The organism is Burkholderia sp. TSV86, from assembly GCF_001522865.1.
Classification (GTDB): Bacteria; Pseudomonadota; Gammaproteobacteria; order Burkholderiales; family Burkholderiaceae; genus Burkholderia.
Window position 1 is genome coordinate 273,757 of sequence record NZ_LOWB01000109.1, and the last position, 17,262, is coordinate 291,018.

Annotated in this window: 14 protein-coding genes; 7 read left to right on the top strand and 7 right to left on the bottom strand. The window is 61.4% G+C overall.

What is annotated here, in order from left to right; translation table 11 throughout:
* Positions 1-45: 45 nt before the first annotated feature.
* The 3 genes from dnaA (at position 46) to gyrB (ending at position 5,483) form a co-directional block, all read left to right on the top strand.
* A complete protein-coding gene (gene dnaA / locus WS68_RS20710) occupies positions 46-1,629 on the top strand; it encodes a chromosomal replication initiator protein DnaA (protein WP_059572507.1) in 1,584 nt (527 codons plus the stop codon).
* A 165-nt stretch (positions 1,630-1,794) separates the two neighbouring features.
* Positions 1,795-2,898, top strand: a complete 1,104-nt coding sequence (dnaN, locus tag WS68_RS20715) for a DNA polymerase III subunit beta (RefSeq protein WP_059572508.1) — start codon at positions 1,795-1,797, stop codon at positions 2,896-2,898.
* A gap of 113 nt (positions 2,899-3,011) precedes the next feature.
* Positions 3,012-5,483, top strand: a complete 2,472-nt coding sequence (gene gyrB / locus WS68_RS20720) for a DNA topoisomerase (ATP-hydrolyzing) subunit B (RefSeq protein WP_059572509.1) — start codon at positions 3,012-3,014, stop codon at positions 5,481-5,483.
* Between the two features lie 99 nt (positions 5,484-5,582).
* Here the strand turns inward: gyrB and WS68_RS20725 are convergent, their stop codons facing one another.
* The gene (locus WS68_RS20725; RefSeq protein WP_059572510.1) at positions 5,583-6,188 is read right to left on the bottom strand and encodes a flavin reductase family protein; all 606 of its coding nucleotides are present in this window, start codon (positions 6,186-6,188) and stop codon (positions 5,583-5,585) included.
* 545 nt (positions 6,189-6,733) lie between these two features.
* Between WS68_RS20725 and WS68_RS20730 the strand changes: the two genes are divergently transcribed.
* The 3 genes from WS68_RS20730 to WS68_RS20740 all read left to right on the top strand — a co-directional run bounded on the left by WS68_RS20730 (position 6,734) and on the right by WS68_RS20740 (position 9,438).
* Positions 6,734-7,483 (top strand): hypothetical protein, encoded by a 750-nt coding sequence (locus WS68_RS20730; RefSeq protein WP_059517161.1) that lies wholly within the window; start codon positions 6,734-6,736, stop codon positions 7,481-7,483.
* 150 nt (positions 7,484-7,633) lie between these two features.
* A complete protein-coding gene (locus WS68_RS20735; RefSeq protein ID WP_059572511.1) occupies positions 7,634-8,980 on the top strand; it encodes a 3-phosphoshikimate 1-carboxyvinyltransferase in 1,347 nt (448 codons plus the stop codon).
* Positions 8,981-9,045: 65 nt separating this feature from the next.
* Positions 9,046-9,438: a response regulator transcription factor gene (locus WS68_RS20740; protein WP_059572512.1), complete on the top strand. Its 393-nt coding sequence runs from the start codon at positions 9,046-9,048 to the stop codon at positions 9,436-9,438.
* A gap of 290 nt (positions 9,439-9,728) precedes the next feature.
* On the opposite strand, the gene WS68_RS20745 is transcribed toward WS68_RS20740, so the two are convergent.
* The 3 genes from WS68_RS20745 to WS68_RS20755 form a co-directional block, all read right to left on the bottom strand.
* Positions 9,729-10,814 (bottom strand): enolase C-terminal domain-like protein, encoded by a 1,086-nt coding sequence (locus WS68_RS20745; protein WP_059572513.1) that lies wholly within the window; start codon positions 10,812-10,814, stop codon positions 9,729-9,731.
* A gap of 78 nt (positions 10,815-10,892) precedes the next feature.
* Positions 10,893-11,831 (bottom strand): DMT family transporter, encoded by a 939-nt coding sequence (locus WS68_RS20750; protein ID WP_059572514.1) that lies wholly within the window; start codon positions 11,829-11,831, stop codon positions 10,893-10,895.
* A gap of 101 nt (positions 11,832-11,932) precedes the next feature.
* On the bottom strand, positions 11,933-12,448 hold the full coding sequence (locus WS68_RS20755; RefSeq protein ID WP_059572515.1) for a lipocalin-like domain-containing protein: 516 nt from the start codon (positions 12,446-12,448) through the stop codon (positions 11,933-11,935).
* A gap of 158 nt (positions 12,449-12,606) precedes the next feature.
* Here WS68_RS20755 and WS68_RS20760 point away from each other — a divergent pair, with 158 nt between their 5' ends.
* On the top strand, positions 12,607-13,482 hold the full coding sequence (locus WS68_RS20760; RefSeq protein WP_059572516.1) for a LysR substrate-binding domain-containing protein: 876 nt from the start codon (positions 12,607-12,609) through the stop codon (positions 13,480-13,482).
* Positions 13,483-13,553: 71 nt separating this feature from the next.
* On the opposite strand, the gene WS68_RS20765 is transcribed toward WS68_RS20760, so the two are convergent.
* The 3 genes from WS68_RS20765 to WS68_RS20775 form a co-directional block, all read right to left on the bottom strand.
* Positions 13,554-14,696 carry a malic enzyme-like NAD(P)-binding protein gene (locus WS68_RS20765; protein WP_231753074.1) on the bottom strand — a complete coding sequence of 381 codons (1,143 nt, stop codon included), beginning with the start codon at positions 14,694-14,696 and terminating at the stop codon, positions 13,554-13,556.
* Between the two features lie 66 nt (positions 14,697-14,762).
* Positions 14,763-16,082 (bottom strand): ATP-grasp domain-containing protein, encoded by a 1,320-nt coding sequence (locus WS68_RS20770; RefSeq protein ID WP_059572518.1) that lies wholly within the window; start codon positions 16,080-16,082, stop codon positions 14,763-14,765.
* Complete coding sequence (locus WS68_RS20775; RefSeq protein ID WP_231753075.1) at positions 16,079-17,092, bottom strand: DUF1611 domain-containing protein; 1,014 nt, start codon at positions 17,090-17,092, stop codon at positions 16,079-16,081. The genes WS68_RS20770 and WS68_RS20775 overlap by 4 nt, the downstream gene beginning before the upstream one ends.
* Between the last annotated feature and the right edge of the window lie 170 nt (positions 17,093-17,262).

Consider the following 17,262-nt stretch of genomic DNA (forward strand, 5'->3'; position numbering starts at 1 on the left):
GCTGCGGCGCCTGTGCGTGCAACCGAAAAAACGACCGCTTCTTCGATGAACGATTTTTGGCAACACTGTTCCGCCCTGCTGGAGCGTGAATTGACGCCTCAGCAGTACGTGACGTGGATCAAACCCCTGGCCCCGATCGCATTCGATGCCGCCGCGAACACGCTGTCGATCGCCGCGCCGAACCGCTTCAAGCTCGACTGGGTCAAGAGCCAGTTTTCAGGCCGCATCGCCGATCTGGCCCGGGATTTCTGGAACGCGCCGATCGAAGTCCAGTTCGTCCTCGATCCGAAAGCGGGCCAGCGCGCCGCCGGCCCGGCCGCGGCGGCGCCCGCCCCCCGCGCGCCGCTTGCAGCTGCGATACAGCCCGCCTCTTCGCCGAGCGCCGCCGACACGAGCCCGTCCGCCGGCGCCAGCGCGGCGGCCGCTGCCGCCGCTGCCGCCGTGGCCGCCGCGCATGCCGCGCAAGCGAACGCCGCCGCATTGAGCGCCGCCGACGATGCCGATCTCGATCTGCCAAGCCTGACCGCGCACGAGGCAGCGGCCGGCCGCCGGACTTGGCGCCCCGGCTCGGGCGCGCCGACGAACGGCGAAGCCGATTCGATGTACGAACGCTCGAAACTGAACCCGGTGCTCACGTTCGACAATTTCGTGACCGGCAAGGCGAACCAGCTCGCGCGGGCAGCGGCGATCCAGGTCGCCGACAATCCCGGCGTCTCGTACAACCCGCTGTTCCTGTACGGCGGCGTCGGCCTCGGCAAGACCCACCTGATCCATGCGATCGGCAACCAATTGCTGCTCGACAAGGCCGGCGCGCGCATTCGCTACATCCACGCGGAACAATACGTGTCCGACGTCGTGAAGGCATACCAGCGCAAGGCGTTCGACGATTTCAAGCGCTACTACCATTCGCTCGACCTGCTGCTGATCGACGATATTCAGTTCTTCTCGGGAAAATCGCGCACGCAGGAGGAGTTCTTCTACGCGTTCGAAGCGCTCGTCGCGAACAAGGCGCAGGTGATCATCACGAGCGATACGTACCCGAAGGAAATCTCCGGCATCGACGATCGCCTGATCTCGCGCTTCGACTCCGGGCTGACTGTCGCGATCGAGCCGCCCGAACTCGAAATGCGCGTCGCGATCCTGATGAGAAAGGCGCAGTCGGAGGGCGTGAGCCTGTCGGAGGACGTCGCGTTTTTCGTCGCGAAGCATCTGCGCTCGAACGTGCGCGAGCTGGAGGGTGCGCTGCGCAAGATCCTTGCGTATTCGAAGTTCCACGGCCGCGAGATCACGATCGAGCTGACCAAGGAAGCGCTGAAGGATCTGCTCACCGTGCAGAACCGGCAGATTTCGGTTGAGAACATTCAGAAAACCGTCGCCGATTTCTACAACATCAAGGTCGCCGACATGTATTCGAAAAAGCGCCCAGCGAACATCGCGCGGCCGCGGCAGATCGCGATGTACCTCGCGAAGGAGCTCACGCAGAAGAGCCTGCCCGAAATCGGCGAGCTGTTCGGCGGGCGCGACCATACGACCGTGCTGCACGCGGTGCGCAAGATCGCCGACGAGCGCGGCAAGGACGCGCAACTCAATCACGAACTGCATGTGCTCGAGCAGACGCTGAAGGGATGATGCTCGGATCGCTTGGCTTGATAAGCGCAAAACCGCCCCAATTTAAAAGGGGCGGTTCGGTTTTGAGGCACAATACTGGTTTGACCGCCTCCCGGCGGCGGGCCGCCCGCCCGTCCGGGCAGGCGCTGCGGGGCTTGCAGGCCGTTATTTGAACGAAGGAACTCTATGCAACTGGTCAAGACCGAACGAGACACCCTCCTAAGGCCGCTGCAAACCGTGAGCGGTATCGTCGAACGCCGCCACACGTTGCCGATCCTCGCCAATCTGCTGATCACGAAGAGCGGCTCGGACGTGTCGTTTCTGTCGACCGACCTCGAACTCCAGATCACCACGCGCGCCGATTTCGGCGTCGGCGGTGATCAGGTGGCGACCACCGTCGCGGCGCGCAAGCTGCTCGACATCCTGCGCGCGATGCCGGACGGCCAGGTCACGCTGACGCTCGCTGACAAGCGCCTGACCGTGCAATCCGGCAAGAGCCGCTTCGCGCTGCAAACGCTCGCCGCCGACGAATTTCCAACCGTGGCGCAAGCGAAGGATTTCGGCGCGAGCCTGAGCGTGCCGCAAAAAGCATTCCGTCAGCTGCTCGGGATGGTGCATTTCGCGATGGCGCAGCAGGACATTCGCTATTACCTGAACGGGATGCTGCTCGTCGTCGACGGCGACCGGCTGATGGCGGTGGCGACCGACGGCCACCGCCTTGCATATTCGTCAATGAAGATCGAAGGCTCGTTCGGCCGCCAGGAAGTGATCGTGCCGCGCAAGACGATTCTCGAACTGCAGCGCCTGCTCGAGGATATCGACGACACCGTCAAGATCGACATCGCGCAGACGCAGGCGAAATTCACGTTCGGCCAAGTCGAACTCGTCTCGAAGCTCGTCGAGGGCAAGTTCCCCGATTTCCAGCGCGTGATCCCGAAGGCCCACAAGAACACGTTCGAGATCGGCCGCGAGGAGTTGCAGCGCTCGCTGCAGCGCGCGGCCATCCTGACGTCCGACAAGTTCAAGGGCGTGCGCTGCATCGTCGCGCCCGGCCAGTTGAAAATCATGTCGACGAACGCCGACCAGGAGGAAGCGCAGGAAGAACTGGAAATCGCCTACCAGGGCGATACGGTCGACATCGGTTTCAACGTCACGTATCTGCTCGACGTGCTCGCGAACCTGAAGGTCGACACCGTGCAGGTGAGCCTCGGCGACGCAAGCTCGAGCGCGCTCATCACCGTGCCTGAGAACGACGAATTCAAGTACGTCGTGATGCCGATGCGCATTTGAGCGCGCGCGACTGACCGATATACCAAGGGGCGGCAAGCCCCTTTGGCGTTTTTATGGCGATTTGAGAAGTACCGCGCTGCCTTGCCGGCGGCCAGCAGAACCGGAAGAAATCCATGACTGAACAGCACAATTCGCAGCCCGAAAACAGCTATGGCGCATCGTCGATCCAGATTCTCGAGGGTCTGGAGGCAGTGCGCAAGCGTCCCGGGATGTACATCGGCGACACGTCGGACGGCACCGGTCTGCACCACCTCGTGTTCGAAGTGCTCGACAACTCGATCGACGAGGCGCTCGCCGGCCATTGCAACGATATCCACGTGACGATCCACGCGGACAACTCGATCTCCGTCACCGACAACGGCCGCGGCATTCCGACCGACGTCAAGCTCGACGACAAGCACGAGCCGAAGCGCTCGGCCGCCGAGATCGTGATGACCGAGCTGCACGCGGGCGGCAAGTTCGACCAGAACAGCTATAAGGTGTCGGGCGGGCTGCACGGCGTCGGCGTGTCGTGCGTGAACGCGCTGTCGAGCTGGCTGCGCCTGACCGTGCGCCGCAACGGCAAGAAGCACTTCATGGAATTTCAGCGCGGCGTCGCGCAAAACCGCGTGCTCGAAACGCGCGACGGCGTCGAAGTCTCGCCGATGCAATTGATCGGCGACACCGAAAACCGCGGCACCGAAGTGCACTTCATGGCCGATCCGACGATCTTCGGCACGGTCGAATACCACTACGACATCCTCGCGAAACGCATCCGCGAGCTGTCGTTCCTGAACAATGGCGTGCGCATTCGTTTGACCGATCAGCGCACCGGCAAGGAAGACGATTTCGCGTTCGTCGGTGGTGTGAAGGGCTTTGTCGAGTACATCAACAAGACGAAGAGCGTGCTGCATCCAACCATCTTCCACATCAACGGCGAGAAGGACGGCGTCGGCGTCGAAATCGCGATGCAATGGAACGACAGCTACAACGAAAACGTGCTGTGCTTCACGAACAACATCCCGCAGCGCGACGGCGGCACCCACCTCACCGGCCTGCGCGCGGCGATGACGCGCGTGATCAACAAGTACATCGCCGACAACGAGATCGCGAAGAAGGCGAAGGTCGAGACGACCGGCGACGATATGCGTGAAGGGCTGTCGTGCGTGCTGTCGGTGAAAGTGCCCGAGCCGAAGTTCAGCTCGCAGACGAAGGACAAGCTCGTTTCGTCGGAGGTGCGCGCGCCGGTGGAAGAAGTGGTCGCGAAGGCGCTCGAGGAATTCCTGCTCGAAACACCGAGCGACGCGAAGATCATCTGCGGCAAGATCGTCGAGGCGGCGCGCGCGCGGGATGCCGCGCGCAAGGCGCGCGAGATGACGCGCCGCAAAGGCGTGCTCGACGGCGTCGGCCTGCCCGGCAAGCTCGCCGACTGCCAGGAGAAAGACCCGGCGAAGTCGGAAATCTACATCGTCGAGGGCGACTCGGCCGGCGGCTCGGCCAAGCAGGGGCGCGACCGGAAATTCCAGGCGATCCTGCCGCTGCGCGGCAAGGTGCTGAACGTCGAGAAGGCGCGCTACGACAAGCTGCTGTCATCCGAACAGATCGTCACGCTCGTAACCGCGCTCGGCTGCGGAATCGGCAAGGATGACTACAATCTCGACAAACTCCGCTACCACCGGATCATCATCATGACCGACGCGGACGTCGACGGCGCGCACATCCGCACGCTGCTGCTCACGTTCTTCTACCGGCAGATGCCGGAGATGATCGAGCGCGGCTACGTGTATATCGCGCAGCCGCCGCTCTACAAAGTGAAGGCTGGCAAGGACGAGCGCTATCTGAAAGACGACGCGGAGCTGAGCGCGCACATGCTGCGGCTCGCGCTGCAGAACTCCGAACTCGTGCCGCAGGAAAACGCCGCCTCCATCTCGGGCGATGCGCTCGGCGAGTTGGCGCGCTCGTATCTGCTGTCGCGCGGCGTGATCGAGCGGCTCGGACGGCTGTACGACCCGGCGGCGCTCGAGGCGATCATGGACGGCGTATCGATCGATCTGTCGAACGACACGGCAATGCAAGCGTCCGCGAAAGCGTTGCAGGCCGCGCTCGAGGACGACGCACACAAGAACGAAGTGCGGGTTCTGCCGGCGTATGACGAAGTGCGCGAGCACCGGTCGCTGCGGATCGAGCGGCCGCACCATGGCAACGTTCGCGTGTCGGTGATCGACGAGGAATTTCTTATCACCGCCGATTACCAGCAGCTCGTGAATACCGCGAATACGTTCAAGGGGTTGATCGGCAACGGTGCGCTGATCAAGCGCGGCGAGCGCAGCTCCGAGGTGTCGAACTTCAAGAGCGCGATGCAATGGCTGATGTCCGATGCGGAGCGCAATATGTCGAAGCAGCGCTACAAGGGGCTCGGCGAAATGAATCCCGAGCAGCTGTGGGAAACCACGATGGACCCGAATGTGCGGCGCTTGCTGCGCGTGCAGATCGAGGATGCGATCGCGGCCGATGGAATTTTCACGACGTTGATGGGCGATGAAGTCGAGCCGCGGCGCGCGTTTATCGAGTCGAATGCGTTGCGGGCGGGGGATATTGATGTTTGAGGGGGGTGTTTTGCCCATAAGCATCCCAACTGATCCCTTCGGCCCTCCACAAAACAAAAAGCGCGCAACCCGCGCTTTTTGTTTTTCGATCAACCCTCGCTACGCTTCTCCCTCCAACCCGGCCGCCTCGTTCGCACGGGCCGACAGCGGCTCGCCGATCGCATAAAAATGGCCGCCCGCGACATGATGCAGACTCCGCCATGCCGGGCCCGCGCGCTCGAAGCGCCAGTGGCCCCCCTGGAATACGCGCGTGTCGGACCATGCATCAACGATCTCGCCAATGAATAAGTCATAAGCCTGCTGGTTATGAAGCTCGGGAATAAGCTTGCATGCGAGCCAAGCCGAGCAGCCCGCAACGAACGGCAACGCATAACCGTCGATGTCGAACAGCGTCACACCCGCCTGTTGCAGCTTACCCGGCTCGTCCACTGCACTCACGGTGCCGACTTCATGCGTCAGCTGTAATTGCGCCACCGTCGGCACCTGAATCGCGAACAAGCCGCTCTGCTCGATAAGCGCACGCGTTTTTGTCGCCTTGTCCAGCACGACCGTCAGCTTGGGTGGAGAGAAATCCAGTGCGCACACCCATGCTGCCGCCATCACGTTGTCCACGCCCTCGTGACGGGCCGATACGAGCACGGTCGGCCCGTGATTGATGAGCCGGTAGGCTTTGGCCAACTCGACTCGGGCGATATGGTTGTTCATTCACACTCCTCAAGAACGAGGCGCTTTTCAGATAAACATCCAGCTAATCGGCGCGCCCTCAGCCTTTCATTATTGCACGCCGGTCTATATCGTTTTGCATGACGCATACGCTCCACTCTGGTGCAAACGGACTAATTCATCGAAGTTTCATGTCACCATTCAATCTAAATCTTAAATGGCTGCCAAAATAAATTGGCATATCCGGCAACACGCCGATTCGACGGCGCCATATACCTTCGGATATCTTCACCAAGTCGTTCAAATGAATATTATGAGCGATATGGTTTCACCAACACCAACAGATAAGAGCAATAACGCAAACTCGTATTGAAACGAGCAATTCTCGTATTTGCTCCAATTTTGGCGAGTGTGCAAACCAAACAAAAAAACATATCGAGACCCTCGAAAGAGACCAGATACATCAGCCAGCCACACTTCCATAAGCGAGGTATTTCTATTCGAATTGTCCCTGCAATAGCGCGGTCGTCGACCGTTTATCCATTTCACCGAGTTTCATTTTCCCGCGATCGTCTCTGGAGGCATCCATGAACCGAGTCCGCAATTCCGGCATCACGCATCCCGCACCGTTCTTCTCCGAATCGGAAAGCCTGGAACGCAAAGCGAAAATCGACCGATATCTCGATAAAAAAATGGAGGAATGGCGTCAGTCGATTCCCTATGCGTCGCACATGAAAGACAAAAATATCAACATGAATTACTACCGCCGCACGCTGATCGAGCACGTGTGGCGCATTCGCCTGTCACGAGCGAGCCAGGCCAAGGCCATCTATAAGATCGCGCAAATCTCGCCGGCTGCCGCACAAGACTATGCGCATTATCAGGCCGACGAAATGCTGCATGACAAGCTCTACATCCGCGATTGCGAAGCAGCCGGTGTGTCGATCGAGGAAATCCTGAATACCGAGCCTTATCTGTCGACCAAACTTTTTGAAGGCTTCTTTTATTACACCCTCGAACATGAACACCCGATGGCGCCGGTGGTATCGAACTACCTCGTCGAATATACACAGGCCAAGCTGCAACCGGACATCGTAAAGAATCTCAAATCCACGCTTGGCCACGATCTGATCAAGGGGCAGGAGGCGCATCTCGTCGTCGACACGCGAGACGATCATTCGCTGGAAATGTGGAAGATCCTCAATCAACTCATTCTCAGCGAGGAGGATTACGAGGCTGTGTTCAAGTACATCGACGATGTACAGGAAATCCTCGCCATGTTCTTCCGCGAAATCTACGAAGACACGGTATTGGCACCGCAAAAATCCGCTGCGTGAGCGCCAGCGCCGACGCGCGGCATCCCGGATGCCAACGTGCCAGCGCCGTTTTTGCCGCCTGCCGATGGTTCGGCAGGCGGATCATGTATGTATCCCCGGAACCGATTCCTCATTTCACGATCCGCAGAATTCAGATCATTTGGAGGGAATATGTATTTGCGTGTCGAACCGATTAAGACGTTGGGGCGGGATATGAGGGTTCCCGCCTCGAAACCGGAAACGCAGCGCGCAATCATCGCCGCGAGTCTCGCCCAGGGTATCTCAACCGTGCGCAACGACTTGCGCTGCGTGGAAACGGAAACCATGAAAACCGCTTGCCGCAAGCTGGGCGCGACGATCGACGAAACCGCCGGTGCGCTGACGATCACCGGCACCGGCGGCCGCTTCAGCAACGACGTCCACGTCATCGACGCAAAAGGCTCCGGGCTCGTATTCCGCACGATGATGGCATTGAGCAGCATGCGCGGCATTCCGACGATTCTCACGGGCGATGCCACGCTGCGCCGGCGCGTCATGAAACCGCTGTTCGATGCGCTCCATGTGCTCGGGGCGAACTTCACCTATCTCGGCGACGAAGGCAAGGCTCCCGTGATCAATTGGGGTAAGGCGCTCGACGGCTCGCACTGCACGCTGGCGGGCGACATCAGCTCGCAGTTCGTCACCGCGCTGCTCATGACTGCGCCGCTCGCGCAACGCAGCATCGACATCCGGATGACGCCGCCTGTCCTATCCCAATCGTATATCGATCAAACACTCGATTTCATGAAGCTCGCGGGGCTCGACGTGCAAACCAGCCCCGACTACACCGCCTACCGCGTGTCGCCCGGAGCGTACCGGGCATTCGACACGCATATCAATGCCGACTTCACTTCGCTTTCCTATCTGCTGTTGGCTTGCGCGCTTTTTCCCGGCGCCTATCGGATTGCCGGCATCCAGCAAGAAACACTGCAAGGCGAAAAACTTTTCATCGACATCGTCGAAGCGCTCGGCGTGCGGCTGCGCTACGCGCCCGGCCACATACTCGAAGTCGACAGCTCGAATGCCGGCCTCGAGGGCAATTTCGAGTTTGACGTCAGCAGTGGCCCCAACATCATTCCGACACTCGTCGCGCTGAGCCTTTTCGTCAAAGGCAAGCTGACCGTGCGGGGCGGCTCGGTCACGCGGTTTCACAAATCGTCGCGCATCGAATCGATGGTTGGCGAAGTCCGCAAGCTCGGCGCGGACATCGAGATCATCCGGCATCCGAACGGCCACACGGACGGCTTCGTCACACGCGGCAGGGATCGTTATGCGGGCGGGATTTCGCTCAGCAGTTGCGGCGATCACCGCAACTTCATGTCGCTGTTCGTCGCGGCATTGCGTTTTGACAATGCGTGCAACCTCGACGGCTATGCCGACGTGTCGTGCTCATTTCCGGATTTCATCGATCAGTTCCGCGAACTCGGCGTGGAAAGTCTTGCTGCAAACCATTACTACGTTGCAGCCGCGGACGAATGAATCGAAGTCGTCGGACGACGCCTCGCGCGTCGTCATACTTCCTTCCCACCACCTTGGAGATTCCAGTGGACAAGCGATTCAAACTCGAAAGCAGCGGTACGCAAGCGTCGCAGGCCGGCAATCGTGCTCGATCGCAATCCCGCACGATGCCATTGGAAAGTTCGTGCACGCCTGCCAAGCCCATCTGGCAATCCACTTTACAGCCGATGCTGGATAACGAATCCGGCCACGCGCCTCCCAAACTGTCGTCCCGGCAGCAGCAAATCCTGATTTACATCATCCGTGGCTATCAAAACAAAGCGATTGCCCATTTGCTCGGCATCGAAATCGTCACGGTCAAGATGCATATCGGCGTACTGTTCAAAAAGCTGGGCGTCCGAAACCGCACCACGGCGGCCGTGCGCGGCATCGATCTGATCCGCGAAAGAGCGGACAAAGCATCGACAAACGTATATTGAACTGCTGCCAGGGGCATCTCGCGTCATCTGCTGGCAGCGCATGCGGTTCCGCGCATTTCTTCGAAAAAAACAAATTGCCCGCGTCACTGCCCGGCTTTGCGCCATATCGCCGGAATGGGCGCGCCTGGGTGCGTCCGTTCCGGCGCCATGAATGGCGGATATCGACGGCACACAGGCCCGGCCACCGGTTGCTTCGCCGCAGCGGCCTGAGCGGACCGGAAGCGGCCGCGCAAGCCGCATCCGATATCAACGATCGCGGGTACCGCCGCTGCCCGGCGTGGCGCGCGGCTTCAGGCGATCCGATAACGAGCCAGCGCCGCCTGGTCCCATTCAACGCCGCTGCCCGGTGTGTCGTTCGGCACCGCGTTGCCGTCGACGATCCGCATCGGCTCAGCCAGCACGAGATCGGCATAATCGTAATACTGCAGCCAGTGCGCGGTCGGCGTAACCGCCATCAGATGCGCGCTGAATTCCTGATAGTTATGCGTGCTCACTGACAACGACGCCGCATCGGCCAACGCCGCGCCTTGCATCCAGCGCGAGACGCCGCCGATCTTCATCAGATCGAACATCAACAGATCGGATGCGCCGGCTGCAATGCATTTGCCAAGCTCGTTCGTCCCAAAACAATTCTCGCCCATCTGAATCGGCGTGATTGTCTCGCGCGCAATGCGCGCATGTCCCGCGTAGTCGTCCTGCCGAGTCGGCTCCTCGATCCAGCCCAGACCGAACGAATCGAGCGCCCTGCAGCAGCGAATCGCCTCGTCCACCGTCAGCCCCTGGTTGTAATCAACGCACAGCATCGACTTCGCGCCGAGCACGGATTTCACCGCGGCCACCACCTCGAGATCCTGTTCGAGCGAAATATGGCCGAGCTTGATTTTCATCGCCCGAAAGCCGCGCTCCAGCGATTGCTCCGCGAGCCGGCAACTGGCGTCGACACCGAGCATCCCGATACTCGAATACGCAGGAATCGGCTGCGGCGCGCCGCCGAGCGCGCGGGACAACGGAACGCCCAATGCACGAGCATGCGCATCCCAAAGCGCCATCTCGACACCGGCCACCGCCATGCTGATGAGCCCCGTATTGCCGACCAGATGAAAATGCGATTCGAGCAGATCGCGCGTATCGAGCGGAATAAGCTGCTTGCCTTCCAGCAGCTCGCCGAACGATGCGATCAGCGTCGACAGCGGTTTGAGAACGAGCGGTGTGAATACGAACAGATACGCATGCCCCGTTACGCCCTGCTCGGTGTGCAGATCGATCAGCACGAACGGCGCATCCGCAATCAAGCCGCTTGCCGTCCGGATGGGGTTCGACATCGGCAACCTTACGGCAGTGACCGTCAATTCGCGAAACGTCAACGCAGACGACATGAACTCTCTCCCTATCGATGCAGCCCCGGTTCAGGCCCGGCGACGAGCGCCGCCGGCCGCTCGCGGCCGCTTACAGCGTCAGAATTGCGCGCACACGACAATCAGCCCGGACGTCACGAGCATCAGCCCCCAGCGCTCGAGCATGCCGAGCTTCTCGCGCATCAGCTTGCGAGACACCAGATAACTGAACAGCACCTCGACCAGCCCGAGCGTGCGCACGTCCGCCGCACCGTGAAGCGCAAGCGCGGTCAGTTCGCCGATGGTCGCCAGCGCGCCGACCGTTCCGACCGTCAACGAAAAACGCCAGATCCGAACGATCGCGAGCAATCCGGCGCGATTCGCCAGCAGCAGATATCCGCCCAGCAGGACCGACTGGATCAACTGCGCCCACAGCACGCCCCACGCGCCGCTCATCCACGGCGTCACGCCCGGCTGATGCAATGCCGCCGCGCGATAGCCGACCGCCATCAATGCAAACGCCGCGCCCGCGCCCAACCCATAAACAGCCGATAAACCGAACCCGCCGCCCACATCCGTCGCACGCCGCCCCGGTCCCGAACAGGTCAGCAAGATAACGCCCAGCATCGCGATCAGCATGCCCAGCATCGAAAGCCCGCCCGGCGCTTCATGCAGCACCAGCAGCGAAACCAACGCCACTTGCAGCGGTTCGGTTTTCGAGAACGCCACCGCCACGACGAAATTGCACTGCTTCATCGCCATCAGCAACAACGCGGTCCCGCCCAACTGCGCGAGCGCCCCCAGCGTCAACCACCCCGCCCACGCCGCCGTTACCGCGGGCAGCCCGCCCCCCATGCGCGATAACAACAGCACCCATAGCAGCGAAAACGGCAGGCCGTACAGAAACCGCACGAGCGTTGCAGGCAATGTCCCGGCCTGCTCGGTCAGGCTGCGCTGGGCGGCATTGCGCACGGTGCGTCCCAATGCTGCGCACAAGACGATCGGCACCCAGGCCCACTCCCATACAGTCGACGCAAGCAACGGCACCTCCATAGTCATCCGAATCGCATCACCGGCGGGCAAAGAGGCTGAATCGCTCCTGCGCCGATGCTCCGTCCCCGCGCGGGCCGCGCGGACCATGCCATGTGCTGCCGGCGCGCTCAGTCCACGCGCTTCCACACCGATATCGGCACATCGCCGTTCGGGCGCGCGACGACGCGATAGCTCAATTCATTGCCGTTCAGTTCATACGTGCGCTTTTGCTGCTCGCCTTCCCAGTTCGGAAACGACGCATGTTGAATGTAAAAAACCAGCGTGTGCGATGCGGGATCGATTTCGAGCATGCCGAAGTGCGTGCTCGATCCCATCACGGCATCCTTGTATTCAGCCTGCGTTCCCGAACGTTTGTCGCCCGAGCCAAAGCGCTCGCGTTCCGCCTTGAAGATCTGCAACGAATAACGCCCGGCGCGATCGATCATCAAGAGCCCGGACGGCGCGGCACCATAATCGCGGCCGCGCGTGCCGTCCGCATGCTCGACGTCCGCGGCCACGAGCATCCACGTGCCGGCAAGCGAAGCCGGCGCACCACCCGCAACCGATATGATCGGCATCGCAAGCATTCCGCCCGCGCATGCCAGCTTCATGGCCAATCGAATCAGCGATCCAGCGTTCGTCATATCGAGTCTCCGGGTTCGTCATCCAAGGTATCGGATTCATTGCTCATCTGCGTCAAACCGGCATTCGCGCCGGCGCTTTGCATGCGGCTTTGATGATAGCCAAACAACTCTGAAGGAGATGCGATAATTCCGTATCGATGCTGCGGGAAAACTGAATCATGTCTCTGCCGAATCTCGATATGGATGTGATGCGAACGCTGCTGGCCGCTCATCAATTGGGCAGCCTGAACCGCGCGGCCGAGCGCGTCGGCCGGTCCCAATCAGCGATCAGCCAGCAAATCCGCAAGCTCGAGGAACAAGTCGGCTTGCCGCTGTTTCGCCGCCAAGGGCGCGGCCTCGTGCTGACCGATGCGGGCGACGTGATCCTCTCCTACGCCAAGCGCATTCTCGATCTCAATGACGAAGCAATACGCTCGGTGCGCGGCGCGGCGCTCGAAGGCAGCGTGCGTTTCGGCTTGCCCAGCGATTTCGCGGAAACCTGGTTGCCCGGCGTTCTCGGCACATTCAAAAAAACCCATCCCGCGGTGCGCGTCGAAATCGCGGTCGAACCCAATCGCCTGCTGCTGGAGCGTCTCGACAAAGCGGAACTCGATCTAGTGCTGGCTCTCGGCCAGCAAGCGCGCCCCGATGCCGTGCATGTCTCGACGCTGCCGATGACGTGGATCGGCCCGCAAAACTTCACCCACCGCTCGAGCGCCGGCGCTCCACTGGATCTCGCGCTCTACAATCCGCCCTGCCTTTTTCGTCGCGCGGGCGTGCAGGCGCTCGACGACGCGAATATTTCATGGCGGCTCGCTTATACGACCGCGAGCCTTCAAAGCTTGTGGGCAGGCGTCGCCGCGGGCCTCGGCATCACGCTGCGCACGGCGGCCGGCATTCCGCCCACGCTTCGCCGGCTCGGCGTGCGCGACGGGCTGCCGGAGCTGCCCACGGTGGATTTGTGTCTGCATGGCGCGCACCGCAAACTGTCCCCCGCGCTCGAACAACTCAAGCAAGCCGTGCTGGAAAGCGCCGTCGAGCATCTTGCCGTTTGACACGCCGCCGCACGGCATGGCCGCCATCGAACCGTTCATGCGAAGCTTGCCGGCTGCATTCGGCATGGCCGTCACGCCGCTTGCGCCACGGCCGCCGCGACGGCAGGCATCACACGCTCGTCGAAGATGTCTGGAATGATGCGGCCGGCATCGAGCTGATCCGCATCCACCAACCCCGCAATCGCGTGCACGGCGGCCAGCTTCATCGCATCGGTAAACGCCGGTGCGTGGCTGTCCAGCACGCCGCGAAAGAGCCCTGGATACGCAAGGCCGCCGTCTATCTGGTTCGGAAGATCGCTGCGGCCGGTCGCAACGATTGCCCGCGTCCCACGCAAGTCGGCCGGCAGAATTTCGGGTTCGGGATTCGCCAGCGCAAACACGATCGGCTCGCGCGCCATCGATCCGATATCGTCGGCCTTCACCACGCCCGGGCCCGATACACCGAGAAACACGTCCGCGCCCGCGAGCAGGTCGCGCAGCGTGCCGGTCTCGCACGCGCCGTTCGTATGCTCGGCAAACCACGCTTTCGATGCATTGAGATCGGCACGGCCGCGATGAATCGCGCCGATCCGATCGCACGCGATCAGCCGCGTCACGCCGAGTTGCATGAACATCTTCGCGCAGCCGGTGCCGGCCGCGCCCGCTCCCACCATCACCACCTTGATCTCGCCGATGCGCTTGCCAACGCGCTCCAGCGCATTGAGCAGCGCGGCGCTCGCCGAAATCGCCGTCGCGTGCTGATCGTCGTGCAATACCGGAATGCCCAGCACCGATTCGAGCCGCGCCTCGATCTCGAAGCAGCGTGGCGCGGCAATATCCTCGAGCATCACCGCACCGAAAGCCGGGGCGATGCGCGCGACGGTATCGGCGATCTCCCCGCTGTCGCGCGTGTCGACACAGATCGGCACCGCATTGATGCCGGCGAAGCGCCGAAACACGAGTGACTTACCCTCCATCACGGGCAGCGCGGCATACGGGCCGACGTCGCCAATGCCGGATACGGCCGTGCCGTCCGTCACGATCGCAACTGTGTTCTGCCGGATCGTGTAGCGCCGAATCAACTCTGGATCGCGATGAATCGCGGCCGCGACGCGCGCGAACCCGGGCGTATAGACGCGAGCCAGATCTTCGCGGGTTTCGATGTTCACCCTGCCCGTCATCTGCAGCTTCCCGCCGAGATGCGCCTGAAACGCCGGATGAGATAGATCGACCATGAGCATGAGTTCCCGACTGAAATTGGACTGGATTGCAAAAACAACGCCTCCGCGCTGACGCGCCGGCTATTCGCAATAGCTGATTCGAAAATGCGCGTCCGATTCGTGCTCGAGCACGTCGATCGATTGCGCGAGCGCGTGTTTGTCGACCACCCAAAGCGCATCCATTACACAAATCGCGCGGTCCGAATCTTCGAGCTTCAACCCTGGCTTTCCGTGCAGTTCGAGCAGATCGGGCGGCTGTCCGGCCGCCTCGTATTCGATCGTCTTGATCGTGCGGCCCTTTTCTCCGTACTTGCTGACGAACAGCGTGGCGCGCCGTTCGGCTGGATCGTCGAGGCCCGCAAGCTGCGACACGCGGTCGATGAACGCATGAAACATCGCGCACTCGGCATCGTTCTTCAGCAACAGCGAGCGCAGCCACATGTCCAGCATCGACACGCCGGTTACGCGCTCGGTGCTGGCGTTGATCAGGCTGCCGCCCATGCGTGGATTGATCTCGATGATTTCCCAGCGCCGTTTCGCTTCCCAATACTTCATCTCGACGTGATACGCCCCTTGCGTCAAACTGATACGCGTGAGGCAATCGCAGACGAATCGCGCGCCGTCCAGCAAGATGTCGCGCGCTAGCGAAATGGGTGGAGAAATCGACATGCTTTCGAGCGTGGTGCGCTGCAAGCGCTCGACGCGCGCTTTTTCATGGATGCAAATGACGCGCGGGCGATCGGCCGCGACGATCTCGAAGCTGAATTCCGGCCCTTCGACATACTCTTCGGCGAAAAACCCGTACTTGCCCATGAAGATGGCCGACAATTTCCGGTCGTCCAGCATTTGCGCCTGCATCCTCGGCAAATCGTCGAGATCACGCACGCTCTCCAGAATGAAGCACCCGAACGATGCCGCGCCGCGCACCGGCTTGACGAACCAACGGCGCGACGGATCGAGGTCGAGCCGCGCCGGGTCCTCGCCCTCGTTGAGCCGCACGCTCGTCACCGCGCTGAGCCCGGCGCGACGGAGAAACTCGCGACAACGGAATTTGTCCAAACTCATCTCCAGCGCCTCGCGCGGTGCATCCCGTGAGCCGAGCGCACGGTTCAGATCGGCCATCAGCAGGCGATAGCCTTCGAAGGTCGCGATCGCTGCGAGCAGCCGGTAATGACGTTGCTCGAAGGTCCGAACCGCTTGCTCGACGTCTGCCTGCGTGAGTTCGGCGTGATCGGCGAGCACCCAGTCGTCGAGCAGTGCTTTGTTCCGCTCGAATACATCGGGATCGGACGGCAACGAACTGAGCGCAACGAGCGCGATATCACGTGTGGCGAGCAGCGTATTGAGTTCGCGTGTAAAAGAGTTGCCCTGATGCATCAGCAAGACGATGGCGTCTTTCATTGCATAGTCTCCCCGGCCGGCTGAAGCATCCCGAGCGTTTGTTGGTAGGCGAGCAGCGCATCCACCAGCAGACCGGCGCCGTCGCGGCAGGGATCGACCACCGGCAGGCCGGTTTGCTCCTGCAGCACCTGCACTTCGTGGCGGTATGCTTCGTCGCTCAAGCCCGCGCTGTTGACGCTGATCGCCACCACTTTCGCCGGCCGCTCGAAGACGGTCAGCGCTTCGTTGAGCCCGATCAGCTCCGGAAGCGGCCGAATCTTTGTATTCCAGACCTTCGTGCGCTCGAGCCCGAGCCGATGGCAGAAAATCAGCGCATGCGGCAAACCGCCATGCAGCAGCGCCAACGCAATGCCGCTCGCGCCGATGTGATTGAGCGAACCCTGACCTTCAAGCACGACCCAGTCGTTTCCCACTGCCGCATCGAGCACCACCCTTTCCGCCGCGCCGGCGACAAAGTCGCTCGGAATGCAGTCGACGACGATTCCGGTGCCGGAAATCAGCATGCCGGTTTGCCCCGTCGCCGCGAATCCGGTGCGGATGCCGCGCCGGTTGGCCTCGTGAGTGATTTCGAGCGCCGCTGTCTTTTTTCCGATATTCGAATCGCTGCCGCACGTATGCACGACGAAACAGTCCAACTCCAGCACGCGCGCCTTGTTGAGTTCGAGCGGCACCGGCTCTTTCGTCTCCCAGACAGTAATGCCGGCCTCGCTCGCTGCTTTCGCGAGATCCGGATCGGCATGCAATCTGAAATGGATGCTGTTGATCACATGCAAGCCGCGCTGCATCGCCGTGCGAATCGGCTCCTTCCATCCGGGCGGCAGCTGCGCGGAATGCAGCCCCTTGCCGATGAACAGCACCTCCGGGCCGAACGCCAGCGCTTGTTCGATATCCGCCACAACCGGGATGTCACCGCCATATCCGATCACGTCTTGCACGCGCTTGCCGGCCTGGGCGCTATCGATCACGGCGAGGCAGCGCTCGGGCCGGTAGCGCAGATAGGACGCCGCCACTTTGCTCGTGAATAGTCCAAAACAGCCTTCGGCGAAAACCACGCATTTCTTTGCAAGTGCGGTGGACTAGACTAAATCTGACAGTGGTTGGTTTTTCATGCTGGCGCGCATTGGCGCGAAGGGCGTAGCCCGTAGCGGCAATGCGCGCCGCGAACAGCAAGGAGTCCACC